The sequence below is a fragment of the Candidatus Poribacteria bacterium genome, from assembly GCA_021162805.1.
GTDB lineage: Bacteria > Poribacteria > WGA-4E > B28-G17 > B28-G17 > JAGGXZ01.
Window position 1 is genome coordinate 1 of the sequence record JAGGXZ010000123.1, and the last position, 26,722, is coordinate 26,722.

The window sequence follows — 26,722 nt, forward strand, 5'->3', positions numbered from 1 at the left end:
CTTTATTTGAATCCTCATCAAATGGGGGAAGAGACAACCTTGAGAAGGTAGAATCCCTTATGGATCAAGCCTTCTCAAAAGCTGCGTAATTTCTATACAAACTCAGGGCTCAGATACAGTGCTCTGCCCACAAACCCTAAGGCGTTTAGGATCATCCCCTCTGTTGCCTCTCCTACTGTCACTTTCCTGCATGTTGGGCCTATCATCTCATCTATCTGTCCTGATAGATCTATCTCCTTACATATCCCTGCAACTATTCCCAGGTGATCTATTCTCTGGGTTGAGTATCTCTGCTGAGACATATTTCCATCTCCTAGGATATGATTTGTCTCTATATGGTATCCGAAAAATCAAAAAACTTCCACATGATGCTGCGGAATGTAGGGTAACATAAGGGTTTTGAGCAAATTCGCGATAGATTAGAGCGCGAATTTGCTTTGAATCACTTATGCCATCTAAGCCTTTCCCCACCTACATTCTTCAAAAGTTTTTGCGAAGTCCTGCTCCGGTATACGGTATATGGCCTTGTCAGGTCGCTTTTGATATACTTAAGTGGCAAGGTGGAGGAAGATGCGGTGAGAATTATATACCTGACGTCTCTTTTCCTGATTTTCCTTACTTCCTCAGCTATATGTGAGGTCTGGGAACACATCGACTCGGATCACTTCAGGGTCTACTTTACCGGTAGCCGTTTGGATGCCCGTAGGTCGATCGAGGAGGGAGAGGAGTTCCTGAAGGAGGTGGCCGAGAACTTCGGTATGCCTTTTGAGGGTAAAATCGAGATATGGATCTGCGGCAGCGGAGATCAGTTCCGCAGGGCGGTGAACGCACCGATACAGGATTGGGCCGCGGGATGCGCCTTCCCGCTTCAGAGACGGGTACTCGTTCGAGATCCGGGATTTACGGAGAACAGAAACCTGAAGTTCCTGGTCGTTCTACGCCACGAGATCGCCCATGTGATCATCGGAGAGAGGATCGGGGAAAAACTAAGCGAGATCCCGCTTTGGTTCAATGAGGGGATGGCGATGCTGCTTTCAGGGGAAGGCATGTTTTTCAGGCGGGATCTCACCCTGATGGGACGGGCGATATGGGGATCGATCATACCTCTAAGGGAGCTGGAAACCAGCTTCCCCGACGAACCAGATCTCGCCGGCCTGGCATACGCCGAAAGCCTCAGCGCCGTCTCGATGATAGCCAGGAGTTACGGCGGTGAATCGCTGAGGGCGATATTGGATCTGGTGAGGATCGGGGAGAGCTTCACAAACGCCATGACGCTGACGACGGGCATGACCCCTTACAGCTTCGACGAAAGATGGCGCTCATATGTCGAAAGGCACTATAAGATGATCCTCCTGTTCTCCAGCTCCTCCTTCCTATGGATGCTGATCTCGGCAGCCTTTCTGATCATATATGTCAGCTACAGGAGGATACGTAGGGAAAAACTGGAGAGGATGACGGCTGAGGAGGAAAGCGAGGATGAATTCTTCAGATAAGATAAGCGGGGGCTTAAAAGCCCCCGCGGATCTCTAAGGCTTACGTGGGGCAAGCTGGGGGTTATCCGGCTCAAGCTGATAGGCCCAGTCGAACGTCACGGATCTATCGGTGAGCTTCAAAACCTTTATCTTGGCATAGTTCCCCTCAGGGGTGTAAAAGGCATACGTGTGTCCCTCCAATATCTCTATGATATCCCCCACGTATCCCTTCTCAGGAGCGATGTCCAGGTCATCCCAGCTCTCATGATATCCCGTATCCTGCATCAGAGTGCCGTTATCTGAAAGCAGATAGTAGATGCCGTTATCGGCATCGAAGTAGATGTCGGTGGTCGTTTGATCATATGGAACCGGCCCCTGCTCACCGTTTGAGAAGTCGAAGCCGCTGGTGTTAGGCGAGAGCTGATAATCGTCTAGGATAACCCTCCCCTCAGGACGGGGTGTATCCCATACCTCCTCGGGGCTGAGATCGCTCTCGTTCCCGTCGAGGTCGAAGGAGGAGATGGCGTAATAGTAAGTCTCGCCGTTACGCACATCCCTGTCCACATATCTTGTTATATTCCCCGAGACCTCAGCGATCATCTCGAAATGGACGTTATCGTCGCTTCTATAAACCCGATACCCGGCCAGGTCCGGCTCATCGCTGCCATACCACTCTATTGTGACCTTGCCATCCCCCGTTACGGTCCTGACGCCTCTTGGAGTTGCCGGCGGGGTTGTATCAGGGGTGTAACAGCTTTTATCGGTATCGCATCCGATGGAGATCAGCAGTATCGATGAAAGCGCCATACCGATAGACATCCATCTGATCATCTCGAACACCTCCGTTGGGATTTCCACCACCTTCCAGAAGCAATCCCCATACCGTTTTGTCGAGAACGACAATCGCTGAGTTTTCGAGGAGAGATGCGATCGCTTCGCCGTTCTCCAGTTGCAGTTTCGACACAGGATGTATCATACCGTCACCGCCCCTGACCCGTTATTCATTCCGGCGGTATCAGCTCAGCAGCACAATCACTAGGACTTCAAGAAGGTATCACGCCAGTAACGATTGACCAGTGGTGCGGCAGGGTTATGACACATGGCTCTGTCCTTCACGACGAGCGTGGTAACGGGTGCTTCGGAGAACTTCGTAAACAGTATGTCGTGTCCCATGCAGAGGCCCATGATAACGTTCAGCTCTGTCCCCTGCTGATTCAGCGTCAGGGCCTGTCCGACGGGGTTACAGCCGCCGTTGACCGTGCATGCCACGGATGATACCTCAAACCCGTGGCTTTTCAGTATCTTGACCAGTTGTCTTGTCTCCTCCTTTAACCCTATACAGAAGGCTACGCCCAGCTTTTTCAACCCCATCCTCTTCGAGAACTCTATCAACTCACGCACCCTCGGCCAGATCCTATAGCCCTCCGTCTCCACGGATTTAGCGACGGTGGCGATCCTTCTCACCTCAGGGTCCGTATTTCGTATCTCCTCGGCCTTTTTCAAGGCTTCCCCTGCGCTTCTACGCGGGCAGAAGCTGGGCGTCTTTTGGATATCCTCCGTACAGGCCTGTACCTCGCAAAACACGCAGTTTACCTCAGCCATAGCGGTCCTCCTCTCTAAGGTCGCGGCATAAGACCTGCCCTTTCGACTATCTCCGGCACGGCTCCCTCCCATTCGATCGCCATGATATGCACGCCGGAAACGCCCTCTATCTCCCTGATCTGCTGGATGATCTCGACGCAGATCCTGATTCCCTCTTTCGCTCTGTTCTTCCTCGGCGTCTTACGGATGCGCTCTATGATCTCCTCCGGCACATCCATCCCCGGCACCTTGGTGGCCATATACTTAGCCGCTCCCAGGGATCTGATCGGCCCCACACCGGCCAAGATATAGACCTTCTCATGAAGGCCCATATCCCTCACCTGCTTCATGAACTCCTTAAATCTCGGCACGTTGAAGATCATCTGGGTCTGGATGAAATCGGCTCCGGCCTTCACCTTCTTCGCCAATCGATGGGGTCGAAGCTCGAATGGAGCTGCGAAGGGGTTGGCAGCGGCTCCTATAAAGGCCAACACCTCGCCGGATATCTCCTCACCGCATTGGAATTTCCCCTCGTCCCGCATGCCCTTCAACGTTTGAATCAGCTGGATGGAATCGAGATCGTATACGCCTTTGGCCTCAGGATGATTGCCGAGGCTCGGATGATCCCCTGATAGGCACAGGAAATTTCGAATTCCTAAGGCTACAGCGCCTAGGACATCGCTTTGGATGGCTAGACGGTTTCTATCCCTGACGACGATCTGCATCACCGGATCGATCCCCATCTCCTTCAATATAATGCAGCTCGACCAGCTCGACATCCTCACCACAGCCGACTGATTATCGGTGACGTTCATGGCGTCGCAGTAAGGCTTGAGCGTTTCGCCCTTGTTCCTGATCTCGTCGGGAGCAGCCCCTTGAGGTGGACCGACCTCAGCGGTGACGGCGAAGGCGCCGCTTTCCAGGACTTTCTCCAGATTAGTTCCCGCTTTCATGACTTATCCTCCTGACGACAACCCGTTCCTACAACCCTAAGCTCTCTATGACCTTCTTCGTCTCCTTCAGCTTCTCCATAAGGTCGATGGGCTCGACCTCCAACCTGCGCGGCCTCACAGCCTTGCTCCAATCGTGAGGTTCGTTTATCTTTGAGAACTTATCGAGCTCGCCGAGCTTTTCCAGCCTCCTGTAGATCATAACCCAGGCGCAATCGCGTGTGGGATCTACCTCGCATTTGCCATCTTTAGTTGTCCCCCCGCAGGGTCCGTTCAACAACCCCTTGGGACATTGCACCAGCGGACAGATGCCGGCGGTTTTGCCCAGCTCGCATGCGCCGCACGCCTGGCACTCCTCCTTGAAGACGGCGGGGCCTCCGCTGGAAAAACCCAAGGCGTTGACGGAGGGATATACAGGTTTTACGATACCCATCTCCTCCTCCAGATATCCCCTCACCGCCTGTGCCCCATCGCCGCAACACTGCATTAACATGGCGTCACATTGCTCTATCTCCTCCCTGTGTTCTCTCAGGAACATCGAGGACATCGGGAGATAACAGGCGAACACGGCGAAAGGCAAAGCGATTTTACCTACGATCTCCTTGCCTTCCTTCTCCAGCCTCTCCGCCATCTCGTTTACCTCTTTCACGCCGCCGGTGTGGAAGATCGTAGCGCATCCTCCACAGCCCATAAGGACTATCCTTTTCTTGCCCTCAAGGTACTCCAGGATTTCCTCGAAGGGTTTCTGTTCCTGTGCGTTCATCCCATCCTCCTTTATCGGTTTGCGGATGAGAGAAGCTGCCAAAGGCAACTTGGGCAAAGCCTTTTATCCGCTGTTATACGCTGTCGCCCCAAATCCTCAATCATAATAGGGCGCTTTCTACTTATGGTCTTTATCCTCTCAAGTTTTATAGGTTCTTCAATTTTCGGCCGCTTTATATTAATCCTACGGCAACGGAAAGCCCAATAAGTCCTATGAGAACCCCAAATATTCCTTTTAAGACCCATGCTTTCATTATCTTTGTAGTTCGGGCACCTAACCATGAGAAAAACATTGTCACAAGTCCAATTGTTAGGACATAGAACCAGTTTTGAAAACCATGTATTGTCAAGTTCGTTGCCCCAATTGCTGCAACGGGTATCATCTGAGTAGAAGATGTGCCTATGGCGATATGCATTGGATATGCGAGCGCATTAAAAATGGGCATGTAGTAAATACCTCCACCAAAGCCGCAAAGACCCGTTGCTATTCCAGCCAAAAGCATAAATCCTCCAAGTTTTAACCCATGCTCCAACTTTCCTACCTGATCAACTGTTACTCTTGGGGGCATTTTCCCTTTACTCTTTATAGAAGAATATGTCATATAAATTCCGACGCCAATGCATGCAATACCAAAAATTGTTTTGAGAATTCTGGATGGAACATACATTGCTATTTGGGTACCGATTATCACACCAACTGCTGCTCCTATAGCAGCTACAATAACCCCTTTTTTATATACATGCTTCATCCTGTAATGCGTGATCACACCTGGTATTGTGGCAATAGCTATAACAGCCATATTTACCGCATAGGCTGTTTTGATGGATAAACCTAAGAGTACCATCATCATAGGTATTCTTAAAAAACACCCACCGATTCCAAGCCAAGTAGCTAAAAAGCCAGCGATTGCTCCAATTAAAAGTATCCACACTATCTGCAATAATACTTCCATTGTTTAATACCTCCTCCTACCATGAATTATGATATAAATTTAGGGCGATTGCGTATAACAGTGGATAGGGGCGAAGGGTCCTTCGCCCCCGATGTTCACCTCACCCTCTGGTCATTTTCGCCCCGCACTTCGGACAGCTTATCTGATAACACGGGGTTCCTGGCTGATGGGGGATCTGAGCTCCGCAGGAAGGGCAAACGCAGTAGCCGCCGGGACCGAGTCCGAAGCCTCCCATACGACCTCTGCCGCCGCCTCTACCCATACCTCTGCCCATTCCCCTGCCATAACCTCTTCCACCTAGACCTCTTCCGGTTCTGGGGCCCTGGCCTCTCGGCCCTGTTCCATCTCCCCTAGGCATGTTTCACACCTCCTCTTCCGGATGTCCATGTCCTCCGATGCAGGGTTCGGCGCCCGATAGTCTTCCCGCCAGCAGATCCTCGATCGCCTGGCGCACCGTTCCGGCCGCGCCTGTGACCACGTGAATTCCGTACTGCTCGAAAAGAGCTATCGCCCTCCGGCCCATTCCTCCGGCCACCATCACGTCGACCCCTTGGTCGCGTATGAAGCCGGGCACCAGCCCTGGCACATGACGGTTGTAAAACGGATTGGCTATTACCTTCACATCTCTAACCGAGTTATCCTCGATCTCCACTATGGTGTAATATGGACAACGGCCGAAGTGTTGGGCCACCATTCCGTCTAATCCGTTTTTATCCTCGGATGAGATCGCAACTTTCATCTGACACCTCTGCCTGCTTAGCCTGGATTTTAAGATCTCTTCCCTAATCCCTCCGGCAGCTCCCATCTATCGAGCAGGGAGGCACCTCGCATCGCTCCTCTCGACCGCAGCAGGTCAGTCCTCCGGATGGGGAAAATCCACCCATCCTCACCTGGGGAACGGAGAGCAACCTCTCCATCTGTTCGCTACCGCAGTTCGGGCAGGAGGGAATTTCCTCTTCAGACCGGATCAGAACCTCAATCCGTTCCCCACATTCCTTGCATCGATATTCATAGATCGGCATCTTATCACCTCGCCAGGCTTAAAGGGGTGCGTAAGGCACGATAGGTGCCTCACGCACCGCGAGGATGGGATGAGGATCAGCTTCCCTCCTTCGCTATCTGGCCCTCGAGCTCCTCCATCCTTCTCCTGATCGCCTCAAGCTCGCTCTCCAGCGCCTGTGCCTGAGATTTCAGGGATGAAAGCTCATCCTGAGGCGTCAGAGGCGGAGGAGCAAAGGGGAACCAGTATGGAGCGAGGTATGGCACTCTGGGCCAGTAACGAAGCCAGTATGACCACCACTGCGCCCACCACTGGGCGATATACGGAGCCAAGAACCATCCCGCGGGTCCCATGCCGAAAGGCATAAGATCACCTCCTCAGCTCGCCTGGGCTGTTCCCGTCGGCTGCTGTGGCGTGCCCGTCACGTAGCCGCCATAGCCATAGCCGAACGGGGAAACGGGATATGTCGTGGCCGGATAATACGGGTAATAGCCGTATCCGGCATAATACGGTATGGTCGCGGCGTATGAGGCCGCGTAGGGCGTCGCCCACCACCATCTAGGCAGCCACGGGAACCACCGGCAGAAGGGGTATGGATTACCTCTGCCCCACCAGAAGCCGTAGCCCCATCCGCGACCCCATCCGGGGCCCCACCATGGGTATCCCCACCAGAAGCCGCGGCCGAATCCTCGACCGAAACCGCGTCCTCGTCCGAACATCTCTATCCACCTCCCTCGATTTTATAGTCACTTGTAGTCATTTATGGTCATTTGTAGTCATTGTTGAGATGACGGCGAAGCCGAATGACCGATGACTACAAATGACCGTCTTTATCGAGCTCCGCCCTGACCTTCTTCCACAGGGATTCGATCTTCAAGGCCAGGTTCCCATCGACGTATTCCACAGCGGGCTTCATGTTCACCACCGCTTCGATGAAGGATTCATCGAACGGGATTTTGCCCACCACCTCAACCCTCGCCTCGTCGCACAGCGACTCTATCTCCCGTGTGACGGCGAGGTTCAGGTCATATTTGTTTACGCACACCAGCGGCCTGACGCCGAAGTGCAGGGCAAGTTCCAAAACCCTTTCCATATCGTGTATACCCGAGAGCGTCGGCTCAGCTATCACCAGAACGAGGTCGGTGTTCGTCACCGATGCGATGACCGGACATCCCATCCCGGGTGAGCCGTCGATGATCACGTATCGCGCTTGAGTCTCGACCGCCATCTGTTCGGCGGCCTGTCTGACGACGGTGACCAGCCTGCCGGAGTTGCCCTCTCCAGGGCCAAGCCTTGCATGTACCATTGGCCCATATGGGGTTTCGGAGATAAACCAATACCCTCCCTCTCTCACCTGCATCGTGATGGCGTCGACGGGGCAGACGTATTCGCATACCCCGCACCCCTCGCACTCCATCGGGTCTATCTCATATCTATCTTCCCGTCTGATAACCGCCTCGAACCTGCAGTGTTCGTAACATTCGCCGCATCCCGTGCATCTCTCCTGATCCATCACGGCGATCCTTCCGCCTGTGAAGGGCTCCCTATGCTTTATCTCCGGTTGAAGGAGTATATGCAGATCGGGGGCATCCACGTCACAGTCGGCGATTACGATCTTGACCCCATCCTTTTTGGCCAGCGCCGCGAACGACGTGACCACGGTGGTCTTGCCGGTTCCCCCCTTGCCGCTTATGACCGTCAACGACTTCATCCGATAGCCTCCTTCACCCTCTCGAACATCTCCAGGAATTTCTCCCTCCAGGACTCATCTACGTCCAGCATCATGGCGCCCTCGGAATAGGCTTCAGCGATGCGTCTATCCATCGGTATTCTCATCAGGATCGGTATTTTCTCCTCTTGGCAGAACTCCTCGGCCTTTCTATCTCCGACGTCCGATCTGTTTATCACGACCCCATGAGGTATGCCGAGCTGGCGAACCACTTCAACGGCGATCTTCAGATCGTTCAGGCCGAAGGGCGTAGGCTCAGTCACGAGGATACAGTAGTCCGAGCCCTTAACGGCCTCTACCATCGGACATGCCGTTCCGGGCGGTGCATCTATGATCGTGACATCCGATTCGAATTCCCTGCCTTTGCGCTTAACGGCTTTGATGATCGGCGGCGCTATGGCCTCTCCCACCTTAAGCAGACCGTCCAGAACCGGCATCTCATAGGCATATCCCATCTCAACCACGCCTATCTCCCTGTCCACCTCGGATATCGCTCCCGTCGGACACACGAGGCTGCACCCGCCACAGGCGTGACAGAGCTCGGGGAAGACCAGTATTTTTTTACCCACGAGGGCTAAAGCGTTATAGACGCAGAACTGGACGCATTTTTTACATCCCACACATTTGTCCTGATCGACCACCGGGAGCTTGCTTATAACGGGATCGACCTGATAAAGCTGCGGATTGAGGAATATGTAAGCGTTCGGCTCCTCAGCATCACAGTCGAGGAAGGTTACGCTCACCCCCGCCTCGTAGAGGGTTCTGGCGAGGTTGGTTGCGACTGTGGTTTTGCCGGTTCCGCCCTTACCGCTGGCCACCGATATCGTCATTTCCCCCTCCAATCTGGGTGTATCCATCAGTTAACGCCATACTTCCTCATTTATTCTCAAGCTTTCTGATCTTTTCGTTTATCTCCTTAAGTCGTCTTTTAAGCTCTTGAGCGTACTGTTTGAGCATCTCGAGTTCAGCTTGAGGATTACCCTGTATCGGTTGCATGGGGCCTATACCGCCTGGGCCGAAACCGCCACCCCAGGGCCAGCCACCACGTCCATACCCACCTCGGCCTCTACCTCGACCTCTGCCCCATCCACCTCGGCCGTAACCACCTCTACCTCGGCTTCCGCGAGCCATCCGGCCCATGCCAGGCCAGAAGGAGGTCATGAAACCTATATCGCCGGGGCCGGATGGGGAGATGCCGGGGCTGGTTACCGGTTGAAGGCTGATAGCGCCGACGGGACAGACGCGCTCACATACGCCACATCCCCTGCACAGGGATGGGTCTACCTCATATCTGTCCCCTCGGGGTATAATAGCCCCAAATGGACAATTCCTGTAACATTCACCACATCCCTTACATCTATTTTGGTCTATTACCGCTACCATTCTCATCTTACCGACCCCGGCATTTGCCTATTGGTTTCTACTGGTTCTTTTCAAGCTCTTCGATTCGGCGGTTGATCTCCTCGAGTTGTCTCCTAAGCATTTCGGCCTGCTGTCTGAGCATCTCCAGTTCGGCCTGGGGGTTAGCGCCTGCTGGCTGCATGGGGCCCATACCGCCTGGGCCGAAACCTCCGCCGGCGCCCCAACCGCCACCGCGGCCGCGACCCCAGCCGCCGCCGCGGCCGAAACCACCTCCGCGGCCCCAGCCGCCACCTCCCCAGCCCATGCCGGGCCCAGGGGGCATGGGACCCATTCCGCCGGGTCCAGGCGGCGGAACGTTCACGCCGAAATGAGATGGAACGTTAGGGCCGGTTGTCGGCTGAAATCTGCCCTGCAGATACCCGCGGACCGCCTCCTCGACCGTAACGCCGCTTACGCCCGTCACGATCTGTATTCCGGCGGCCGATAGGGCCTGATAGGCATTAGGGCCACAGCCTCCGGTTAAGACCACCTGAGCTCCCTTGTCGGCGACCATCTGTGCGGTCTGGATCCCGGCTCCTCCCGCTGCCGCTACGTTCGGGTTCTGTATCGCCTCGAACTGCATCGTGTCCGAGTCGACGATCAAGATGTAAGGGCATCTGCCGAAGCGGGGATCGACCTGGGATCTCAGATCCGGTCCTGTGCTCGTAACGGCTATCTTCATGAGCTACTCCCCCCTTCAAGCTCTTGAATCCTTCGGGTTATGGCCTCCAGCTCCTCCTGGAGCTGACGAGCCTGTTCTTTCAGAAACTGGAGCTCGTCCTGGGGATTCGCGCTCTGAGGAGCGCCATAGCCGGGCGCAGATGGCATCTGATAGGGCCACTGGTATCCGCCCTGCATCCCCTGCCACCACGCCTGCATCTGCGGCGTGGGCCATTGTCCTGTCAGAAGGAATGAGGCTGCCGGACCGAGCCCGGTCGGGCTTCTGCCCACCCATCCGGGGCTGAATCCGAACCTCATCCATCCCGGAAGTCCAGTCATGTAATACATCCATCTCCACCTCACGGCGGAACACCTCCTCTCTCCGAATCAGGTAACTTCCCCAATGCTAGATAGATATGCATAATCCATACCATCCCAAAAAACCGGATCACAAGCCGGTTCTCACGCTGTGATCACACCACGGGCTGTTTCACGAATGAAACATACTCCAGCTGCCGGAGAAGGGTCGAGAGTCGAAGGGAGCACTCGGTCGTTTACAGTCATTTAAGCCATTTCGCTACGCCGTCATTCAAAATGACAACAAATGACCATCTCTGGACAGATGGCGGACGTCTCTAAGCTGAGCGCTGATTGCCGACGACTGGTTGCTTTCTAATGGGCGACACGCTTTGTGTTTCAAAAATGAAAGATGTCAAGATATTGAAATACAGGGGTCAGGTTTCGGCGGGAATCCTCCGTCGACGGAGGCGCAGATATGACCAGAAAGGTGCCTCATGGGAGGTCTGGATGGCCAGGATGATCCCTCCGATGCTGGTGATGATGTTTGGGATCCAAACGCTCAGCATCGGGTTCATCGCCCCTTTAATTCCCGTGGTCTCGCCCACCCTTAACAACACGTAATAGACGATTATCAGCGACAAACCCACCCCGAAACCTACCATCTTGCCGCTTTTTCGGGTCAGCGTTCCTAAAGGCACGCCTATCAGTCCAAAGGCGAAGCATGCGAAGGGGATTGAGAACTTCTTGTGATATTCCACCAACGCCCTATTGAGCTGTTGTTGAAGTACCTCCCTGTAAGGTTGGGCCCCATGGTGAAGGTCATTTCTTATCTGTGATATCTTCCCCGTCAACTCCCTGAGATTCATGCTTCTGAAACTCTTCCCCTTATACTCTATCTCACGAAGCGCCTTGCTCAGCCCTAGCCTTATCTCCTGTCGGTCGAATCGTATCGTCACCATATCCTCCGGCCTTTTACCGGGTTTATATATGACTCCGTCAAAGAGCCTCAACCTTGTGTACATCCCCGAGAAATCCAGCTCCGCCTCTTTAGCCGACACCAGCGTGGGAAGTCCATCCTGATATTCCTCCCAGATTCTGACGTTTTCCAATCTGCCCGTCCTCGGGTCCTGTCTTTCGAACATCCACATCTTCCCCTCCCGCTCCAGCTCCCTCATGATGATTCCCTTCTCCAGGATCAGCCCTGGGTGGCGCACGTTTATGCTGTACATCAGCCTCACATAGGCCATGTTCGCGTTGGGTAAGGCCATGTCCATGAAGAAAAAGGTGAATATGCTGATGCCAAAGGAGAGGATGAGTACGGGAACCATCAACTGATGCAAGCCGATCCCGATCGATTTCATCGCTATTATCTCGTTGTCGGCCGAGAGGCGACCGAAGGAGAGCAGTATCCCAACCAGGGTCGCCATCGGGATGGTCACGACCAGCGTGGCCGGAAGGACGTATATCAAAAGCTCTACGAGATACCAAGGGCTCACGTCCTTCGCCACGAAGGTCTTCGTCAAGGTGAACACCTCGTTCATCAAGAGGACCATCGTGAAACAGAGAAGGGCCAATAAAAAAGGCGCCACAAACTCGACGAGGATGTATCTGGTAAGGATCTTCATCCTCACTGCTCCCGCGGTTTGAGGATCGCGATAACCCGCTTTGACTCGTCCAGTATCTCCCTCGCTATCGATATCACGTCACTCATCTTAACTTTTTCTATCTCCTCCTCATATCTGATGAAGTGATCGTATCCTATCCCGTAGCTTTCCCCCAGGGCTGCGGAGGCGGATTTGTCGGAGACGGTCTGATGACCGATGAGATGATTTGAGACACACATGCTCTTGCCCACCTCCAGCTCCTCCTCGGATATATCCCCACTCCTCACCCTCTCGATCTCCTCCAACATGGCTTTTAGCGTCTGATCGCCGTTTTCACCTGACGTCGCGGCGTATATCGCTATATATCCGATATCCGGCCCGAAATAGGTGTAGGCATGGATGAGATAGACCAATTGCTCGTTTCTAAGTCGGTTATAGAGCCTGCCGCCGGGATAATCCATCCCCGATAGGATCGCCTTGAGAACCCTGACGGCGAACCTCCTCCTTGATCCGATCGGCACGGATGGATATCCTAGAAAGATCACCTCCTGGAATATGTCCTCCTCGTACGTGGCTTTCCCCGGCTTCACCTTTAAGGGCGATATCCGTGGGGGTGAATATCCGGATTTCGGCCACATGCCGAAGCTCTCCGATACAAGTCTCCTGACCTTATCGGGGTTGACATCGCCGAAGATCGACAACACCATGTTGTCCGGCACACAGTATCGAAGGTAGAGATCGAACACATCATGCGGTGTGAGCTCCTCTATGGATGTGAGCTCGCCAACCGGATAGAACTCATGAGCGCGATCGCCGAACATCGTCTGGTAGAACCGTTTCTTGGAGACCGTGATCCAATCGTCCGATTCCGATCTTATCTCCGCGACGGCCTCCTCCTTGACCTTCACAAACTGTTCAGGGTCGAAGATGGAATTTCGCAGCACGTCGAACAGTATCTCAAATCCGAGTTTGAAATCCTTGGAGAGCATGCTGGCCGAGCAGCCGAAGAACTCCCTGCCGCAGAACGGATCTAAGGAGGCGCCGACCGATTCGACCTCGTCGGCTATATCCTGGGCGGTTCTGGACTTGGTCCCCTTCAACAGCATCCTGCTCATCAGTTGGAAGGTGCCGCTCTTGCTGGGCGGATCATATCTCGATCCTCCGGGCATTATGGCGGTTATCGCCACCACAGGCGAGTCCTCCTCGGGGCAGAGAAGCAGCCTTATGCCGTTATCGAGGATGAACCGTCTGATCTGATGTTGAGTAGATCTTTTGGATATGCACACCGATTTTCCGGCAGTGCTCCCCCTTTCGGGCGTGAGAATTGACACGGTCAGGTTATCCTCACTGAAGTACCTCTCCGCTGCCTTGAGGACATCCTCGTGATCGACCTGCCTTATCCTCTCCAGCATACGTTCGCTGAAGTTGGGATCTCCTGTCATATATTCGTCCGCACCGATGATATTGGCTATCTCCTCGATCGATTGCATGGCGAATATATGCTCGCTCTCCAGAACCGCCTTTGCCTTCCGAAGCTCCTCATCGGTCACACCCTCCGATCTGACGCGGAATACCTCCTCCAGGATGGCGTCTATGGCGGCTTCGATCTTATCCGGAGCGGTCTCGAACTCCACAGCCCATACACCCGCATCATAAGAGGGGGTATCCGACCAGAGGTCGAAGGAGTGGATGAGCCTCTTCCGGTCCTTAACGATCCGCGATATCCTACAGCTTTCCCCCGTTCCGAGGACGGCAGCTATGACCTCAAGGGCGGGCACATCCCGATGGAAGAGGCTAACGGTGCGAAATCCCATGATACCATATGCTATCTCGACGTTAGCCGATATCTCGCTCCTCCTGGTTGAGCTCTGTGGCGGTTCCTCAGGGAGAAGGATCGGTTCGCTCGCTTTTCTTTCAAATCCCTCGAACAACTCCGCTACTTTCTCCCGCGCTCTCTCAGGGGATATATCGCCCGCTATCACGAGCGTCATGGCCTCCGGCGAATAGGCGGTGTTGTAATAATCGATCAGGTCATCCCGCGTCAGCTTCTCAAATAACTCCCTGTAGCCGCCGATAGGGATCCTTACGGGATGAACCCTGAAGGCGGTCTCGTAGAAATTGTCCAGCAGCTTTCTGGTAGGCTCGTCGCTGTCCTTGTTGAGCTCGCTCAGGATAACACCCCGCTGTATCTCAACCTCCTCCGGCGGGAAGGTGGGATTTTGTATGTAATCGGCCAGGAGCTCCAGGGCCATCTCAAAGTGCTTCGACGGCACGGTATGGTAGTACTTGGTATGATCGCGACTGGTATAGGCGTTGGCGATGTTGCCCATGAGCTCTATCAGGCGGTCTATCTCCCGCCGATTTCTGGTGACGGTCCCTGTGCCTATCACGTGTTCGACGAAATGCGAGACCCCGGTTCCCAGGTATTTGCCCTCGTAGATACTACCCGCCCTGACGAAGAGCTGGATGGAAACCAAAGGGGTGCGGTGATCCTCGATCAGGATCACCGTCATCCCGTTGTCCAGGTTCAATTTAAAGGGTCTGCCGCTGACGTCTGATCTCTTCAATTTTCCTCTCTATCTCCTCTATCTCCCGATTTGACCTTAGAACCCCGATCTCGGTCTCATAATGTCTTCTGCCTCCTGGCTCGATGAACTGTAACGTTCCCCTCTCACGTTCCTTATCTCTCCCTTCGACGAGGCAGTTGGCCGGCTCCAAACCGACCACATATGTTCCCTCGCCCATCATCTTCCACTCGATGAAACGCGGCAGCTGGCTCTTGTGGTATCTGACGTAGATCCCGATCCCTTCTCCTCCGTTGAAGTTTCGATTGACCAGAGCCACGTAGACGTGATCGTTTTCGTCACACGCCATCTCATGATAGAAAACCTGTTCCCTGTATCCGGGCGTGGGAGGTTCGAAGGAGAAGTGGCGTCCGAACCCCGCTCTGGCATCATCGTCGCGCGGGGCCGATTCGATCGATGGCGCCAGCAACTCCGTTCCCTCGTCCACGATGGGGAAGCCGATGTTGATGTGGTAGAGGAGCATGTGGGGCGTCTCGGTGAATCCCTCGTTCTCGACGATATCATATACGTGTAGTTTTGCCTCACCTAACCTCGCCCATATTCTTCTCGTCAGGAGCAGGTTCTCACCGGACGCGGCGGTCTCCCTGACCTTCCCCTGAACCCACATCGTGAACTCATTGCCCTCCCATTTCGTATCGGCCCACACGTTTTTGGCCGGTATGTTGGAGACCCTCCCGTGCAGTCCGAGTTTCTCCCCCTCATCCTCGCAGGGAGCGCCGGCATAGGTCATTCCGCAGGTGACCATCAATCCGCCGTAGAAGCTCCTCAGCCATCCCAGCCCCTCCGGCTCGAAGAAGGAGGCCTCAACATCCCCCACGCTCGACCGCCAGCAAAGCGGTATGCCGTTATACTCGGCGAAGGATATGTCCATCCCCCTTCCCGGCAGCACGACGAAGTTAAACCCGGAACCCGTCCTGAATTCAACAGCCTCAACTCCCCTCTCGTTGCCCTCGCTCAGCTCATATCTTTTAAGCCCGGCGATCTGCGAGATATCGCCCACATATCTCAAAAGCTCACCTCTGGTGAACTCCCTGCCGTAAAGCTTTATCATTATAACCTCCTCGGATTTGAATAACGTTCATAGCCTACCGATGTTTTACCTAAAATTATAAGGTCTCGAACCCTGTGAGGGCAAGCGTCGTATGATATGTAATCAACGGGTGAGGAGGACTGAACGGAGATCAGATCTTCAGGAAGGAATCCGGATCTTTCCATTCTCCCCTTTCGAATCTGAACCGTCTGGAGGTGTCGACACGGATTTCGCCGGTTATATCAAGCTTAATGGCAACCCTGTCAAGTGCCCTGGAAGCTGGTCCTTTCAGCAGATGCCCCTCCATATCGAATTGGCTTTTGTGACAGGGGCATTTGAATCTCTTCTCCTCCGGCTCCCATCTGAGGGCACAGCCCAAATGCGTGCATTCGTCGTAGAGGGCATAGAAGGTTCCGTCCTCTCGCCTTATGATCCACACCTTATATGGGCTTTTCACCCATCTATCGCTCACGCTTTCCGGTTTGTATTCATCGGGAAATCCGACGTTAAAGGCCGAGATCGGCTCCGATATTCGTCTGGGCGAAAGATACCGCCATAGGCATCCGGCGAGTGAGGCGAGAAAGCCTAATCCGGTCCACCTCAGCGCTCTGCCGAGAAAGGACCTCCTCGATATCTTATCCTCTCTCATTCGTCCTGCCCTTACAGATATCGATCAGAGATTGCAAAACCTGGGTTTTCACCTCGTCGTAATTTGTCCTGGTCAGGACGAAAAGTTCGACGTCCTCGCGGGATTTTATCGCCCGGGTAAAGGGGTTATCTATGTGCATTATGGTGGCGAGGACCGGCTTCTCCGAGTCCAAAGCCTTCATCAGCACCGACATGAATCTCTCCGACAGCAGCTCCATCTTTCCGATCTCATCGATCAGGATGAGGTCGAACTTCTTCGATCTGAGCCCCCTTTGAATAGCCCTTATCCCTATGAGATCAAGGTTATGCAGGTTAACGCCGTATTTCCCAACCCTGTATTTGGTTCTGAAGAAGGTGGAAGCCAGAAGCGCCTGTCTGCCGTCGAGATCGGATATCTGAAAACCGATCCTTTTGTTGTTCTCGCGGATCTCATCCGTGTAGAAGCCGATCGCCTTGATGTCGGATTTCGCCGCGTCCTCGATCACCTCTCGCACCAATGTGGTCTTACCAACCCTGGGCATCCCGGTTATCAGGATGTTGGTAACCATCTTCTACCCCCATGGCTTGATGAGAACTTTCGCCGCCTTGCCCGATGCGAAGGTCTCAAACGCTTTTTGAGCCTCGGTTATGGGAAATCGATGAGTGATGAGCCTTTCAATCGGCACGCCACGTCTGACGATTTTGATCATGTCATCGTATTCCGAGGCGTTGAAATACCATGAACCGATCACATCCAGGTCCTTACGGATCAACTGGGCGCTGGGGTTGATCGTGACGCCAATGGAATTTTCACCTATGAAGGCCATCTTCCCCCGCCTTTTAACGGCATTTAATGCCAGAAGTTCCCCCTCCGCCTTACCGGTGCAATCTATCGCCTTATCCACGCCCAATCCATCCGTGATCTCCCTGACCGCTTCCAACACATCATCCCTTTGGGGGTTAAAGGTGTAATCGGCACCGATGCTCTTTGCAAGCTCCAGCCTGTAATCGTTTATGTCAACTGCTATCACCTGGGCGTTTAAGAACCTACAGATCAGAGTCGCTGAAAGTCCTATCGGTCCCTGACCGCATATCAGGACGGTGTCCAGTGCGTTGATCCCTAACCTCCTTATGGCGTGATAAGGGGTTCCGATCCCATCTCCCAGCAGCGCGCCCACCTCGAAGGATATGTCATCCGGCAATGGCAGACATAGCTCCTCATCCAGGAGCACATATTGTGAGTGGTTCCCCGGATAGCGGCGTGGGGAGGGATTCTGGCAGAGGATCCAATATCCGGCCCGACAATGTTCGCATCTGCCGCAGTGAGATTGGGCGAACAGCACAACTCTGTCGCCTTCCTTGAGGTATTTGGGGTTATCGGTCTTCCAGACGATCCCGGAGGCCTCGTGACCGGAGTTATGCTCCATGGAATTAGGCCTCCTATATGCTCCCAACTCGCTACCGCATATGGCTGAGGCCATTATCTTGACAACAACTAAGCTCCCCTCAGGTTCAGGATCGGGGAGCTCTCTCACGGCCACCTTCTCATTGCCCAACATCTGAACTGTTAACATAAGGGCCTCCTTGATGTATTTTAAAGATCTTCGATATTATAGCATAAGATCGGTATTAGCGCTAGAAACCAGGTTAAAGCGCCAGGAGATGGTTACCAAGGTTTTATTGACATTCTGAGAAAATAAGGGTAAACTCCCTTCCGATCTCCTGTCTGAACGTCGGAGAATACCAACTTGCATAGGATGTCGATATAAGGTAAAATTAAACTCAGATTTAAAATGGGCTGTGCGGAGTTAACTATGAGCTATAAACAGATCCGAGCTTTGATAAATTCAACGGCGGATTGGTTCCTGGAGCTTTCAGGAGACAGGGTTCAGTGGGAGGATAAGAAGCTCGTAACCGGGCTTGCAAGAATCGACGATAGACGGGCGGTGATCATAGCGTTTAATCCCGAACGAACGCCCCATCCCGAAGCTGCTCTTAGGAAGGGAGTTAGGATGGTGCGCCTCGCCCAACAGATGGGATGTGAGGTTCTACTTTTACTTGGCGCCGGATTAGGCAGCGGATGGTGGCCGATCGGAGATCATGACTTTATACACGCCCTTGACGGATTCATAAGAGCGCTCATCGCCGCTGATGTTCCCATCAGGACGATAAAAGTAGGCGATTTGGATGAGATCGAAAACCTTATCGGCGAGCTGTCATCCCAACGCTAATCCCATTCGTTGGAGGGGAAAATTAACGAGGAGGTTTAAATTGTGAAGGCACTTCTTGTCTATCCTGAATATCCAGATACCTTCTGGAGTTTCAAACATGCCCTGAGGTTTATCTCTAAGAAGGCAGCCTACCCGCCTCTGGGGCTCCTGACGGTGGCGGCGATGCTACCCGAAAGATGGGAGAAGAGGCTTGTGGATATGAACGTCTCCCCGCTCAGGGATAAAGACCTTAAGTGGGCCGACCTTGTTTTTATCAGCGCCATGTCCATCCAGGAGGAATCCGTGAGAAAGGTAATCGCCAGATGTAAAAGGGAAGGGGTTAAAACCGTCGCCGGAGGACCTCTATTCACGATCGGGTATGAGAGGTTCGAGGATGTGGATCACCTCATACTCGGCGAGGCTGAGGTTACCATCCCGCCCTTTTTGAGGGATCTGAAGGATGGAGATGCCGGTCATATCTACGATCCCGATCGACGGGCGGATATGAGGGAAACCCCCGCTCCTCTGTGGGAGATCGTCGATATGGGGAAATACGCATCGATGAGCATCCAGTATTCCCGTGGTTGCCCTTTCAACTGTGAGTTTTGTAGCGTAACAGCGCTTTTCGGACGCAAGGTGCGAACGAAGGATAAAAACCAGATATTGATGGAATTGCAAAACCTATACTCGCTGGGATGGAGAGGTGGGGTCTTCTTCGTCGACGATAACTTCATAGGAAATAAGACTGTCCTGAAGAAGGAGATTTTACCCGCTATCGTCGAGTGGATGGAGGAGAGAGGATATCCTTTCTCATTTACCACGCAGGTCTCGATAAATCTATCCGACGATGAGGAGCTCATGCGGTTGATGGTTCAGGCCGGATTCGACACGGTATTCGTCGGCATTGAAACCCCGAATGAGGAAAGCCTTGCCGAATGCGGAAAGCTTCAGAACACCAATCGGGATCTGATAGCCTGTATCAGAAGAATTCAGAGGTTTGGCCTGCAGGTCCAAGCCGGTTTTATTGTGGGATTCGACAGCGATACGCCTTCGATCTTTGAAAGGCTCATCAGATTTATTCAGGACAGCGGAATTGTCACGGCGATGGTCGGTTTACTAAACGCTCCTCGCGGCACAAGGCTTTATCAACGCCTCGCGGAAGAGGGCAGACTGTTGAGGGAGATAACAGGCGATAACACGGACTTTTCAATTAACTTCATCCCCAAAATGGATTACGAAGAGCTCATAGGCGGTTATAGGAGGATCCTCAACACGATCTACTCCCCGGATCGCTACTATGAACGGGTCATAACCTTCCTGAAGGAGTATAACCCATCTTCCCACAAAAGGGGATTTCAGCTCCGCTATAGCCGCCTTGAGGCGTTCCTGAAATCCGTATTGCGTTTAGGGGTGGTGGGGAAGGAGAGGATTCAATACTGGAAGCTCATCTTCTGGTGTCTGTTTCAGCGTCCCCGTCTTCTCCCTCTGGCGGTAACTTTCGCGATCTACGGCTTTCACTTTCGGAAGATCTTCGGGGGTTACCGTGAGGGTTGAACGAGCACCTTCCATATGATAAACTTAATCTTGTGACATCATATATGGAGGATTCAGCGATGGGGAAGATCAGATTGGCCATAGTCGGAGCGGGGAATTGCGCTTCCTCGCTTATCCAGGGCGTCCATTATTACAGAAACGCCAAGGAAGGAGAGTTCATTCCCGGCCTGATGCATGTCGTGCTTGGTGGATACCATGTGTCGGATATCGAGCCGGTCGCCGCTTTCGACGTCGATAGGAACAAGGTTGGAAGGGATTTAGCCGATGCGCTGTTATCCCCACCTAACAATACCATTCAGTTCGCCGCTATCCCCAAAACGGGGGTTATCGTCCAACGCGGCCCCACCTTCGATGGGATCGGTAGGTATTACAAGGAGACCATTGAGGAATCGGATGAGAAACCGGTGGACGTCGCCGCCGTTTTGAAGGAGAGAGAAGTTGATGTGCTCGTCAATTATCTGCCGGTGGGCAGCGAAGAGGCGACGAGATGGTACGCCGAACAGGCGTTGAAGGCGGGATGTGCCTTCGTCAACTGTATGCCGGCCTTCATAGCGAAGGATAAGAAATGGCAGGAGAGATTTCAGGAGACGGGATTGCCGATCGTGGGGGATGATATAAAATCCCAGGTCGGAGCTACGATCACACATAGAGTCCTGACCAAGCTCTTCAACGACAGAGGGGTCAAGCTTGAGAGAACCTATCAGCTTAACGTAGGCGGCAACATGGACTTCAAGAACATGCTCGAAAAGGAGAGGCTCGTCTCCAAGAGGATTTCCAAGACGGATGCTGTGGTATCACAGCTTGATTACGAACTTCACCCCGATAACGTTTACATCGGCCCCAGCGATTATGTCCCCTGGCTGACCGATCGTAAGATCTGCTTTCTGAGGATGGAGGGCACAGCCTTCGGAGGGGTACCGCTCGTGCTGGATCTGAGGCTTGAGGTATGGGATTCGCCCAACTCGGCCGGAGTGGCGATAGACGCCATAAGATGCGCTAAGATCGGGTTGGATAGGGGAATCAGCGGACCGCTATACGGTCCCTGCGCCTACTTCATGAAATCGCCTCCGATCCAATATCCCGATCCGGTCGCCAGGGAGATGACAGAGGCCTTCATAGAGGGAAGATGATCGGCTATGGAGTATCAAGTTAAGCTCCGGTATTACTTCAGCTTCGTGGTCGATCCGGTGGCCCGAGCGCTTTTAAAGGTCGGGCTGACACCTAATATATTGACGTTGTTCGGCCTGTGCGTGAATCTCATCGCAGGAGCCTTTCTTGGCTTTTCCTATCTAACCACAGGCGGGCTTCTCATACTGGCTGCCGGTAGCTTCGATATGCTGGACGGTTCCGCGGCGCGACAGAGCAATAGAAAAAAAGCATCGGGGGCTCTGCTGGATTCCGTCATAGATAGATACTCCGAGGCCGCTATATTTCTCGGCCTGTCGATCCATTTCTACCTGAGCCATAATATCATAGGTCTCAGCATGACCTTCGCAGCTATGGCTGGTTCCTTCTTCGTCAGTTATGTCCGAGCACGTGCCGAGGGGTTGGATCTGGAATGCAAGGTTGGGCTGATGCAGAGAACCGAAAGGCTGGTGTTGCTCTCGGCCGGGCTGATATCACAGGGAGCTTTCTCATATTTCGGCGTTCTATCGAACGAGGTGCTCATAACCATCGTCGTTTCGCTGCTTGCGGCTTTGGCCCATATGACCGCCTTACACCGCCTCATCTTCTCCTTCAAAGCGCTCGATCGGGCCAGTAGAGCCTGATTTGCCAACCGGCTAGATCTGAAGTATAATTAAGCTGAACGCAGATTAAAGGAGGAGATCTTTATGGGCAGCATCGGATGGTCGGAGCTACTGGTTATATTCCTCGTCGTCCTGTTGCTCTTCGGCACCAAAAGGCTCCCTGAGGTTGGAAGATCTCTTGGGAAAGCCATAAGGGAGTTCAAAAAAGCAGGTAAAGAGCTGCAGGACGATCTCTACACGAATCTGGATTTGGATGAGGATGACGATACGGTAAGCCGAAAAAGTGAAAAGCAGGTCGGGCAGGGATGACGTTAAGGAGATGACCTTCCTCGAACACCTCGAAGAGCTTAGGCGGAGGATTATCGTCTGTATCATAGCGGTGTTCGTGGGGATGGTCATCAGTATCTGGTTTAAAGATCAGCTTCTCAACTTCCTGGAGCTTCCTCTCAGATTTAGAGCTCAGCGATTTATCGGCGACCTTCTCAGAAGAGCGACCGGTGGTAGGGATAACTCGATATGGAATTATATCTCCCTTTTTCTCAGGTCTCGCTCCTCTATGCGAACGAACGTTGATATTATCATAACAGGACCTCTGGAGAGCTTCCTGGCCCTTCTGAGGATATCGCTGGCGACGGGAACCGTAATGGCGGCGCCGGTGTTGCTCTACGAGATATGGGCCTTCGTTCTGCCGGCCTTAAAACCGCACGAGAAACGATATGCTCTTCCGCTTTTCGCCCTTCTGACCTTCTTCTTCATCATCGGCGCCTTCTTCGCCTTTTTCGTCGTCGCTCCGATAGGGTTAGAAGTGTTCGCAAATTTATGGGGAGGATATCATTCCGGACTGAGGAACCTCTGGACGTTGAACAGGTACGTCACCTTCATCACCAAGTTGATTCTCGGCTTCGGAGCGGCCTTCGAACTTCCGATAGTGATGGCCTTTATCTCATATATCGGAATCATAGATTCCAACGGCTTCAGGGAGAGGAGAAGATACGCCATAGTTTTGATCATGCTTCTCTCCGCCTTTCTGACGCCATCGGATGTTTTGACGATGTTGTTGATGGCGGGGCCGCTGATGGCCCTCTATGAACTGGGAATCTGGTTTTCTGTCCTAACAGAACGTAGACGGGAGCCGCTTACAGATGGCTGAGACGGTCAAGGATAAACTGAAACGGTTGTATGAGCTTCAAACCATAGACGAGAGGATAAAGGAGCTTCAAACCAAATTTCGCGGGATACCCATACGCGAAAAACAGATCGAGGAAGAACGGGATAGGGCAAAAGCCTCCCTGGAGAAGAAAAGAAACCGATATAAGGAGATGCTCAAACTCCAGGGGCGCAAAAATCTGGAGCTCGAAGAACAGGGCGAAAAGCTAAACAGATATAAAGCACAGAGATTCCAGGTCAAAACCAACGAAGCCTTCGCAGCTCTGGAGAGAGAGATAGAGGCTACGCTCAAAAGACGGGCTGAGCTGGAGGAGGAGATACTGGAGCTCATGATCTCCATAGATTCCTTCTCGGAGGAATTGAAGGAGGAAGAGGAAAGATATCGAAGGGCAGAGGAGAAGTATCGAAGGAATGCCGAGGAACTGAAAAAAGCGGCGGAAAAGCTTAAATCGAAGATGCAGACCTGGATTGACAAACGGAATGCCCTTATCCCGAAGATCGACCCGGATATCCTGAGAAGATATGAGGAGTGGCGTCGAAAAGGTGATTTCATGCTATCTGTCGTTGATAGGAATGTCTGCGGAAGATGCTTCCTGGCCCTTCCACCTCAGACCGTCGCCGAGCTGCGAAAGGGCGAACGGTTGATAACCTGCAATAGTTGTGGGCGGGTGCTGATATGGAAGGGATGGATCGATGAGGACGCTTAAGATCTACGTCGACGGCGCCTCAAGCGGAAATCCGGGTGAAGCGGGATATGGTTTCCTCATCAAAGATGAAGAGGATAATATCCTGACGAGCAAATCGGGATATATCGGTCGGACAACCTGTAACGTGGCCGAATATACGGCTCTGATACTCGCCTTACAGGAAGCGATGAGGTTTAAACCCGATCACGTCGAAATATACACCGATAGTCAACTTGTGGCCGAACAGATATCCGGAAGATATAGGGTTAATTCGAGAAGCCTGAAGGTCCTGCATCAAAAGGCCCTTTCCCTCCTCAGCGGTTTCAAAGGTTTCACCGTTAAAAGGATACCTAGATCCCAGAACAAGGAGGCGGATAAGCTAGCTACCTCGGCGATAAGGAAGCACAGGGAAAGGGCTAGAGACGAAATGGGAGGTGAAGGATGATCCATACGAATGCCGATAAGCTGATCAGGATCTCCGTCTGTGGCGAGATAGACCATCCCAGCGCCACACCATATCGTATATCCTCCGAAGGGATACCGATGGTGCTCCCCGGCGTCGGGGGGATAACCTATAACCTCAGAATCGGTGATCCGGCTGTGGGATGGATGGCGGATCACGTCGAACCGGGAGTTAGCATCAAAAATTCCGATGGCAAGGCTAACGATGGACTCAACACGCTGGCATGTATCGGCAACGAGGCCATCGTCGTGAGCGGCGAGGCAAAAGGGGCAAAGGGGGTGGTTGTCGGGAAACACGGGGGGATAGAACACGTGCTGGTGGATTTCCCGCCCGATGTGCTCGATAAGCTCATGATCGGAGATAAAATCCTCGTAAAAGCCTATGGCGTCGGATTGAAGCTGATCGATTTCCCGGACGTGAAGGTGATGAACTTGGATCCCTCCCTCTTGACTTTCCTGGAGGCCGCCGGATTGACGGTGGATGAAAACGGAGATCTAGTTGTGCCGGTAACGCATCGGATCCCATCCTGTATAATGGGCTCAGGACTAGGTTCCAATACCGCTCATAGGGGAGATTACGATATCCAGCTCTTCGATGAGTCGATCGTAAAGGAGTATGGTCTTGAGGATCTTAGGCTCGGAGACCTTGTGGTGATAATCGATGCCGATAACTCCTTCGGTCCTATCTATAAACGAGGAGCGGTGACGATAGGGATCGTCGTGCATAGCGATTGCGTCACAGCCGGGCACGGACCAGGCGTGACGAGATTGATGACCTCCTCAACGGGGAGGATAAAGCCGAAGATAGATCCGAGGGCGAATATCGCTTACATCTTGAAGCTCAGATGATCACATCACCTCGTCAAGGGTGATGCCATACCTTTTGATCTTACGCCATAATGTGGTCCGCCCGATACCAAGTTCCCTAGCCGCCTCCTCATATGTCTTACACCGCTTTAGCTTATGCACTATATAGGCGCGCTCGACCTCTTTAAGCGTGAGATCATCTTTGATCCTGAAGGTGTTTCCCTTTCTGGAGAGGGGGGATCTATAAGGGTCGGCCGACCCATATCTGATTTTAGGCGGCAGGTCCTCCAACTCTATAAAGTCGGATCTGGTCAGCACGACAGCACGTTCTATGGCGTTCTCAAGTTCCCTGACGTTGCCCGGCCAATCGTAATTCATCAGAGCCGCCATTGCGTCGGGCGAGATACCATTGATCGCCTTTTCCATCTTCTGTGAGAACCTTTTCAGGAAATGGTCCGCCAACAGCGGTATATCTTCCCTGCGATCCCGAAGCGGCGGCAGGTAGATTGCCACAACGTTTAACCTGTAATAGAGATCCTTCCTGAAATTTTTATTTTCAACTGCCTCTTCCAGATCGACGTTCGTGGCAGCTATCAGGCGGACATCAACGTGGACGGGTCTATTCTCACCTATTCTTCTGACCTCGCCGTATTGGAGGAACCTGAGAAGCTTAACCTGTGTGCTCAGCGACATCTCCCCGATCTCATCCAGGAAGACGGTACCCCCGTTCGCCTCCTGCAAGATCCCTATCTTATCCCTGTCAGCTCCCGTGAAAGCTCCCCTGACGTGACCGAAGAGCTCGCTTTCCTGCAGGTTTTCAGGTATCGCCCCACAGTTGACAGTTATAAGCGGCATATGGCGTCTCCTGCTGTTTTTATGGATAGCCCTCGCAACCAGTTCCTTTCCCGTGCCGCTTTCACCCAGTATCAGAACGGTACAGTCGGTTTTGCACACCTGTGTGATGAGGTCGAAAACCTCTTTCATAGCGGGAGTTCGACCTATCAGGCCGTTAAGCTCATATCCGCCCCCGCTCCAGGCGATCGAACTTCTTCCGATGAGAGCGGCCTCCACCTTTCTCAGCACGTCGTTCCCCTGGAAAGGCTCGCTGATAAAATCAAAGGCTCCGGCCTTAATAGCTCTAACGGTGTCATCCACCGTTCCATAGGCGGATATGACTATGACCTCCGGCGGGAACGGTCTCTTCCTAGCTTCCCTTAAAACCTCATATCCCGATCCGCTCCCTCCCAATCCCAGATCGGTTATGACCAAATCGTAACTTGCCCTTCTCATGCAGGCGATCGCTTCATCGCCTGAGGCTACCTCCTCCACCTCATGTCCGTTATGTTTGAGGATGGCTCTCAGAGTTGCCCTCACACCCTGATCATCATCTACGATCAATATCTTCGACATGATCAACACCTTCCGCCCGTTTAG

At 53.0% G+C, this 26,722-nt stretch carries 34 protein-coding genes; 10 read left to right on the forward strand and 24 right to left on the reverse strand.

The window, feature by feature from the left end:
* Positions 1 to 92: 92 nt before the first annotated feature.
* Positions 93 to 302: a DUF4277 domain-containing protein gene (locus J7M22_09435; protein MCD6506831.1), complete on the reverse strand. Its 210-nt coding sequence runs from the start codon at positions 300 to 302 to the stop codon at positions 93 to 95.
* A gap of 273 nt (positions 303 to 575) precedes the next feature.
* Between J7M22_09435 and J7M22_09440 the strand changes: the two genes are divergently transcribed.
* A complete protein-coding gene (locus J7M22_09440) occupies positions 576 to 1,493 on the forward strand; it encodes a hypothetical protein (protein MCD6506832.1) in 918 nt (305 codons plus the stop codon).
* Between the two features lie 33 nt (positions 1,494 to 1,526).
* On the opposite strand, the gene J7M22_09445 is transcribed toward J7M22_09440, so the two are convergent.
* The 22 genes from J7M22_09445 to J7M22_09550 all read right to left on the reverse strand — a co-directional run bounded on the left by J7M22_09445 (position 1,527) and on the right by J7M22_09550 (position 18,228).
* Positions 1,527 to 2,303 (reverse strand): hypothetical protein, encoded by a 777-nt coding sequence (locus J7M22_09445; GenBank protein MCD6506833.1) that lies wholly within the window; start codon positions 2,301 to 2,303, stop codon positions 1,527 to 1,529.
* Positions 2,230 to 2,448, reverse strand: a complete 219-nt coding sequence (locus tag J7M22_09450) for a hypothetical protein (GenBank protein MCD6506834.1) — start codon at positions 2,446 to 2,448, stop codon at positions 2,230 to 2,232. The genes J7M22_09445 and J7M22_09450 overlap by 74 nt, the downstream gene beginning before the upstream one ends.
* Before the next feature lie 59 nt (positions 2,449 to 2,507).
* On the reverse strand, positions 2,508 to 3,074 hold the full coding sequence (locus tag J7M22_09455) for a DUF1847 domain-containing protein (GenBank protein MCD6506835.1): 567 nt from the start codon (positions 3,072 to 3,074) through the stop codon (positions 2,508 to 2,510).
* A 14-nt stretch (positions 3,075 to 3,088) separates the two neighbouring features.
* On the reverse strand, positions 3,089 to 4,006 hold the full coding sequence (locus tag J7M22_09460; GenBank protein MCD6506836.1) for a methylenetetrahydrofolate reductase: 918 nt from the start codon (positions 4,004 to 4,006) through the stop codon (positions 3,089 to 3,091).
* Between the two features lie 28 nt (positions 4,007 to 4,034).
* Positions 4,035 to 4,766: a methylenetetrahydrofolate reductase C-terminal domain-containing protein gene (locus J7M22_09465; GenBank protein ID MCD6506837.1), complete on the reverse strand. Its 732-nt coding sequence runs from the start codon at positions 4,764 to 4,766 to the stop codon at positions 4,035 to 4,037.
* A gap of 172 nt (positions 4,767 to 4,938) precedes the next feature.
* A complete protein-coding gene (locus tag J7M22_09470) occupies positions 4,939 to 5,718 on the reverse strand; it encodes a sulfite exporter TauE/SafE family protein (protein MCD6506838.1) in 780 nt (259 codons plus the stop codon).
* Between the two features lie 100 nt (positions 5,719 to 5,818).
* On the reverse strand, positions 5,819 to 6,076 hold the full coding sequence (locus J7M22_09475) for a hypothetical protein (protein ID MCD6506839.1): 258 nt from the start codon (positions 6,074 to 6,076) through the stop codon (positions 5,819 to 5,821).
* 3 nt (positions 6,077 to 6,079) lie between these two features.
* Positions 6,080 to 6,457: a NifB/NifX family molybdenum-iron cluster-binding protein gene (locus J7M22_09480; protein ID MCD6506840.1), complete on the reverse strand. Its 378-nt coding sequence runs from the start codon at positions 6,455 to 6,457 to the stop codon at positions 6,080 to 6,082.
* A gap of 43 nt (positions 6,458 to 6,500) precedes the next feature.
* Positions 6,501 to 6,740 carry a zinc ribbon domain-containing protein gene (locus tag J7M22_09485; protein MCD6506841.1) on the reverse strand — a complete coding sequence of 80 codons (240 nt, stop codon included), beginning with the start codon at positions 6,738 to 6,740 and terminating at the stop codon, positions 6,501 to 6,503.
* A 76-nt stretch (positions 6,741 to 6,816) separates the two neighbouring features.
* Positions 6,817 to 7,083 carry a DUF5320 domain-containing protein gene (locus J7M22_09490; protein MCD6506842.1) on the reverse strand — a complete coding sequence of 89 codons (267 nt, stop codon included), beginning with the start codon at positions 7,081 to 7,083 and terminating at the stop codon, positions 6,817 to 6,819.
* A 12-nt stretch (positions 7,084 to 7,095) separates the two neighbouring features.
* Positions 7,096 to 7,437: a hypothetical protein gene (locus tag J7M22_09495; GenBank protein ID MCD6506843.1), complete on the reverse strand. Its 342-nt coding sequence runs from the start codon at positions 7,435 to 7,437 to the stop codon at positions 7,096 to 7,098.
* 95 nt (positions 7,438 to 7,532) lie between these two features.
* On the reverse strand, positions 7,533 to 8,429 hold the full coding sequence (locus J7M22_09500) for an ATP-binding protein (protein ID MCD6506844.1): 897 nt from the start codon (positions 8,427 to 8,429) through the stop codon (positions 7,533 to 7,535).
* Positions 8,426 to 9,277: an ATP-binding protein gene (locus tag J7M22_09505; GenBank protein MCD6506845.1), complete on the reverse strand. Its 852-nt coding sequence runs from the start codon at positions 9,275 to 9,277 to the stop codon at positions 8,426 to 8,428. The genes J7M22_09500 and J7M22_09505 overlap by 4 nt, the downstream gene beginning before the upstream one ends.
* A gap of 46 nt (positions 9,278 to 9,323) precedes the next feature.
* Positions 9,324 to 9,830 (reverse strand): 4Fe-4S binding protein, encoded by a 507-nt coding sequence (locus tag J7M22_09510; GenBank protein ID MCD6506846.1) that lies wholly within the window; start codon positions 9,828 to 9,830, stop codon positions 9,324 to 9,326.
* Positions 9,831 to 9,867: 37 nt separating this feature from the next.
* Complete coding sequence (locus tag J7M22_09515) at positions 9,868 to 10,530, reverse strand: DUF5320 family protein (GenBank protein MCD6506847.1); 663 nt, start codon at positions 10,528 to 10,530, stop codon at positions 9,868 to 9,870.
* The gene (locus J7M22_09520; GenBank protein MCD6506848.1) at positions 10,527 to 10,856 is read right to left on the reverse strand and encodes a DUF5320 domain-containing protein; all 330 of its coding nucleotides are present in this window, start codon (positions 10,854 to 10,856) and stop codon (positions 10,527 to 10,529) included. Before J7M22_09520 ends, J7M22_09515 begins: the two co-directional genes overlap by 4 nt.
* A gap of 386 nt (positions 10,857 to 11,242) precedes the next feature.
* Positions 11,243 to 12,433 carry an LptF/LptG family permease gene (locus J7M22_09525; GenBank protein ID MCD6506849.1) on the reverse strand — a complete coding sequence of 397 codons (1,191 nt, stop codon included), beginning with the start codon at positions 12,431 to 12,433 and terminating at the stop codon, positions 11,243 to 11,245.
* 2 nt (positions 12,434 to 12,435) lie between these two features.
* A complete protein-coding gene (locus J7M22_09530; GenBank protein ID MCD6506850.1) occupies positions 12,436 to 14,979 on the reverse strand; it encodes an insulinase family protein in 2,544 nt (847 codons plus the stop codon).
* Positions 14,945 to 16,048 (reverse strand): aldose 1-epimerase family protein, encoded by a 1,104-nt coding sequence (locus J7M22_09535; protein MCD6506851.1) that lies wholly within the window; start codon positions 16,046 to 16,048, stop codon positions 14,945 to 14,947. Before J7M22_09535 ends, J7M22_09530 begins: the two co-directional genes overlap by 35 nt.
* A 130-nt stretch (positions 16,049 to 16,178) precedes the next feature.
* Complete coding sequence (locus J7M22_09540) at positions 16,179 to 16,676, reverse strand: Rieske 2Fe-2S domain-containing protein (GenBank protein MCD6506852.1); 498 nt, start codon at positions 16,674 to 16,676, stop codon at positions 16,179 to 16,181.
* Positions 16,663 to 17,223 carry an NTPase gene (locus J7M22_09545; GenBank protein ID MCD6506853.1) on the reverse strand — a complete coding sequence of 187 codons (561 nt, stop codon included), beginning with the start codon at positions 17,221 to 17,223 and terminating at the stop codon, positions 16,663 to 16,665. The genes J7M22_09540 and J7M22_09545 overlap by 14 nt, the downstream gene beginning before the upstream one ends.
* Before the next feature lie 3 nt (positions 17,224 to 17,226).
* Positions 17,227 to 18,228, reverse strand: coding sequence for a zinc-binding dehydrogenase (locus tag J7M22_09550; GenBank protein MCD6506854.1), 1,002 nt, complete (start codon positions 18,226 to 18,228; stop codon positions 17,227 to 17,229).
* A 219-nt stretch (positions 18,229 to 18,447) separates the two neighbouring features.
* Here J7M22_09550 and J7M22_09555 point away from each other — a divergent pair, with 219 nt between their 5' ends.
* From J7M22_09555 to J7M22_09595, 9 genes are all read left to right on the forward strand, one after another.
* Positions 18,448 to 18,885 (forward strand): hypothetical protein, encoded by a 438-nt coding sequence (locus tag J7M22_09555; protein ID MCD6506855.1) that lies wholly within the window; start codon positions 18,448 to 18,450, stop codon positions 18,883 to 18,885.
* 42 nt (positions 18,886 to 18,927) lie between these two features.
* Positions 18,928 to 20,418 carry a B12-binding domain-containing radical SAM protein gene (locus tag J7M22_09560; GenBank protein ID MCD6506856.1) on the forward strand — a complete coding sequence of 497 codons (1,491 nt, stop codon included), beginning with the start codon at positions 18,928 to 18,930 and terminating at the stop codon, positions 20,416 to 20,418.
* A gap of 59 nt (positions 20,419 to 20,477) precedes the next feature.
* Entirely contained in the window at positions 20,478 to 21,548 is a 1,071-nt protein-coding gene (locus tag J7M22_09565) for an inositol-3-phosphate synthase (protein MCD6506857.1), read from the forward strand.
* Positions 21,549 to 21,554: 6 nt separating this feature from the next.
* Positions 21,555 to 22,187, forward strand: coding sequence for a CDP-alcohol phosphatidyltransferase family protein (locus J7M22_09570; protein MCD6506858.1), 633 nt, complete (start codon positions 21,555 to 21,557; stop codon positions 22,185 to 22,187).
* A gap of 63 nt (positions 22,188 to 22,250) precedes the next feature.
* Complete coding sequence (tatA, locus tag J7M22_09575; GenBank protein MCD6506859.1) at positions 22,251 to 22,475, forward strand: twin-arginine translocase TatA/TatE family subunit; 225 nt, start codon at positions 22,251 to 22,253, stop codon at positions 22,473 to 22,475.
* The gene (tatC, locus tag J7M22_09580) at positions 22,450 to 23,316 is read left to right on the forward strand and encodes a twin-arginine translocase subunit TatC (GenBank protein MCD6506860.1); all 867 of its coding nucleotides are present in this window, start codon (positions 22,450 to 22,452) and stop codon (positions 23,314 to 23,316) included. The genes tatA and tatC overlap by 26 nt, the downstream gene beginning before the upstream one ends.
* Positions 23,309 to 24,040, forward strand: a complete 732-nt coding sequence (locus J7M22_09585; GenBank protein MCD6506861.1) for a hypothetical protein — start codon at positions 23,309 to 23,311, stop codon at positions 24,038 to 24,040. Before tatC ends, J7M22_09585 begins: the two co-directional genes overlap by 8 nt.
* Positions 24,027 to 24,464: a ribonuclease HI family protein gene (locus J7M22_09590; protein ID MCD6506862.1), complete on the forward strand. Its 438-nt coding sequence runs from the start codon at positions 24,027 to 24,029 to the stop codon at positions 24,462 to 24,464. Before J7M22_09585 ends, J7M22_09590 begins: the two co-directional genes overlap by 14 nt.
* A complete protein-coding gene (locus J7M22_09595; protein ID MCD6506863.1) occupies positions 24,461 to 25,330 on the forward strand; it encodes a DUF4438 domain-containing protein in 870 nt (289 codons plus the stop codon). The genes J7M22_09590 and J7M22_09595 overlap by 4 nt, the downstream gene beginning before the upstream one ends.
* Here J7M22_09595 and J7M22_09600 read toward each other — a convergent pair whose 3' ends face one another.
* A complete protein-coding gene (locus J7M22_09600) occupies positions 25,331 to 26,704 on the reverse strand; it encodes a sigma-54-dependent Fis family transcriptional regulator (protein MCD6506864.1) in 1,374 nt (457 codons plus the stop codon).
* Positions 26,705 to 26,722: the final 18 nt, after the last annotated feature.

What these genes read in the sequence shown, in the direction of transcription:
- J7M22_09435 (MCD6506831.1), bottom strand. Translation starts at nt 302, where the DNA reads ATGTCTCAGCAGAGATACTCAACCCAGAGAATAGATCACCTGGGAATA.
- J7M22_09445 (MCD6506833.1), bottom strand. Translation starts at nt 2,303, where the DNA reads ATGATCAGATGGATGTCTATCGGTATGGCGCTTTCATCGATACTGCTG.
- J7M22_09450 (MCD6506834.1), bottom strand. Translation starts at nt 2,448, where the DNA reads ATGATACATCCTGTGTCGAAACTGCAACTGGAGAACGGCGAAGCGATC.
- J7M22_09455 (MCD6506835.1), bottom strand. Translation starts at nt 3,074, where the DNA reads ATGGCTGAGGTAAACTGCGTGTTTTGCGAGGTACAGGCCTGTACGGAG.
- J7M22_09460 (MCD6506836.1), bottom strand. Translation starts at nt 4,006, where the DNA reads ATGAAAGCGGGAACTAATCTGGAGAAAGTCCTGGAAAGCGGCGCCTTC.
- J7M22_09465 (MCD6506837.1), bottom strand. Translation starts at nt 4,766, where the DNA reads ATGAACGCACAGGAACAGAAACCCTTCGAGGAAATCCTGGAGTACCTT.
- J7M22_09470 (MCD6506838.1), bottom strand. Translation starts at nt 5,718, where the DNA reads ATGGAAGTATTATTGCAGATAGTGTGGATACTTTTAATTGGAGCAATC.
- J7M22_09475 (MCD6506839.1), bottom strand. Translation starts at nt 6,076, where the DNA reads ATGCCTAGGGGAGATGGAACAGGGCCGAGAGGCCAGGGCCCCAGAACC.
- J7M22_09480 (MCD6506840.1), bottom strand. Translation starts at nt 6,457, where the DNA reads ATGAAAGTTGCGATCTCATCCGAGGATAAAAACGGATTAGACGGAATG.
- J7M22_09485 (MCD6506841.1), bottom strand. Translation starts at nt 6,740, where the DNA reads ATGCCGATCTATGAATATCGATGCAAGGAATGTGGGGAACGGATTGAG.
- J7M22_09490 (MCD6506842.1), bottom strand. Translation starts at nt 7,083, where the DNA reads ATGCCTTTCGGCATGGGACCCGCGGGATGGTTCTTGGCTCCGTATATC.
- J7M22_09495 (MCD6506843.1), bottom strand. Translation starts at nt 7,437, where the DNA reads ATGTTCGGACGAGGACGCGGTTTCGGTCGAGGATTCGGCCGCGGCTTC.
- J7M22_09500 (MCD6506844.1), bottom strand. Translation starts at nt 8,429, where the DNA reads ATGAAGTCGTTGACGGTCATAAGCGGCAAGGGGGGAACCGGCAAGACC.
- J7M22_09505 (MCD6506845.1), bottom strand. Translation starts at nt 9,277, where the DNA reads ATGACGATATCGGTGGCCAGCGGTAAGGGCGGAACCGGCAAAACCACA.
- J7M22_09510 (MCD6506846.1), bottom strand. Translation starts at nt 9,830, where the DNA reads ATGGTAGCGGTAATAGACCAAAATAGATGTAAGGGATGTGGTGAATGT.
- J7M22_09515 (MCD6506847.1), bottom strand. Translation starts at nt 10,530, where the DNA reads ATGAAGATAGCCGTTACGAGCACAGGACCGGATCTGAGATCCCAGGTC.
- J7M22_09520 (MCD6506848.1), bottom strand. Translation starts at nt 10,856, where the DNA reads ATGTATTACATGACTGGACTTCCGGGATGGATGAGGTTCGGATTCAGC.
- J7M22_09525 (MCD6506849.1), bottom strand. Translation starts at nt 12,433, where the DNA reads ATGAAGATCCTTACCAGATACATCCTCGTCGAGTTTGTGGCGCCTTTT.
- J7M22_09535 (MCD6506851.1), bottom strand. Translation starts at nt 16,048, where the DNA reads ATGATAAAGCTTTACGGCAGGGAGTTCACCAGAGGTGAGCTTTTGAGA.
- J7M22_09540 (MCD6506852.1), bottom strand. Translation starts at nt 16,676, where the DNA reads ATGAGAGAGGATAAGATATCGAGGAGGTCCTTTCTCGGCAGAGCGCTG.
- J7M22_09545 (MCD6506853.1), bottom strand. Translation starts at nt 17,223, where the DNA reads ATGGTTACCAACATCCTGATAACCGGGATGCCCAGGGTTGGTAAGACC.
- J7M22_09550 (MCD6506854.1), bottom strand. Translation starts at nt 18,228, where the DNA reads ATGTTAACAGTTCAGATGTTGGGCAATGAGAAGGTGGCCGTGAGAGAG.
- J7M22_09555 (MCD6506855.1), top strand. Translation starts at nt 18,448, where the DNA reads ATGGGCTGTGCGGAGTTAACTATGAGCTATAAACAGATCCGAGCTTTG.
- J7M22_09565 (MCD6506857.1), top strand. Translation starts at nt 20,478, where the DNA reads ATGGGGAAGATCAGATTGGCCATAGTCGGAGCGGGGAATTGCGCTTCC.
- J7M22_09570 (MCD6506858.1), top strand. Translation starts at nt 21,555, where the DNA reads ATGGAGTATCAAGTTAAGCTCCGGTATTACTTCAGCTTCGTGGTCGAT.
- tatA (MCD6506859.1), top strand. Translation starts at nt 22,251, where the DNA reads ATGGGCAGCATCGGATGGTCGGAGCTACTGGTTATATTCCTCGTCGTC.
- J7M22_09585 (MCD6506861.1), top strand. Translation starts at nt 23,309, where the DNA reads ATGGCTGAGACGGTCAAGGATAAACTGAAACGGTTGTATGAGCTTCAA.
- J7M22_09590 (MCD6506862.1), top strand. Translation starts at nt 24,027, where the DNA reads ATGAGGACGCTTAAGATCTACGTCGACGGCGCCTCAAGCGGAAATCCG.
- J7M22_09595 (MCD6506863.1), top strand. Translation starts at nt 24,461, where the DNA reads ATGATCCATACGAATGCCGATAAGCTGATCAGGATCTCCGTCTGTGGC.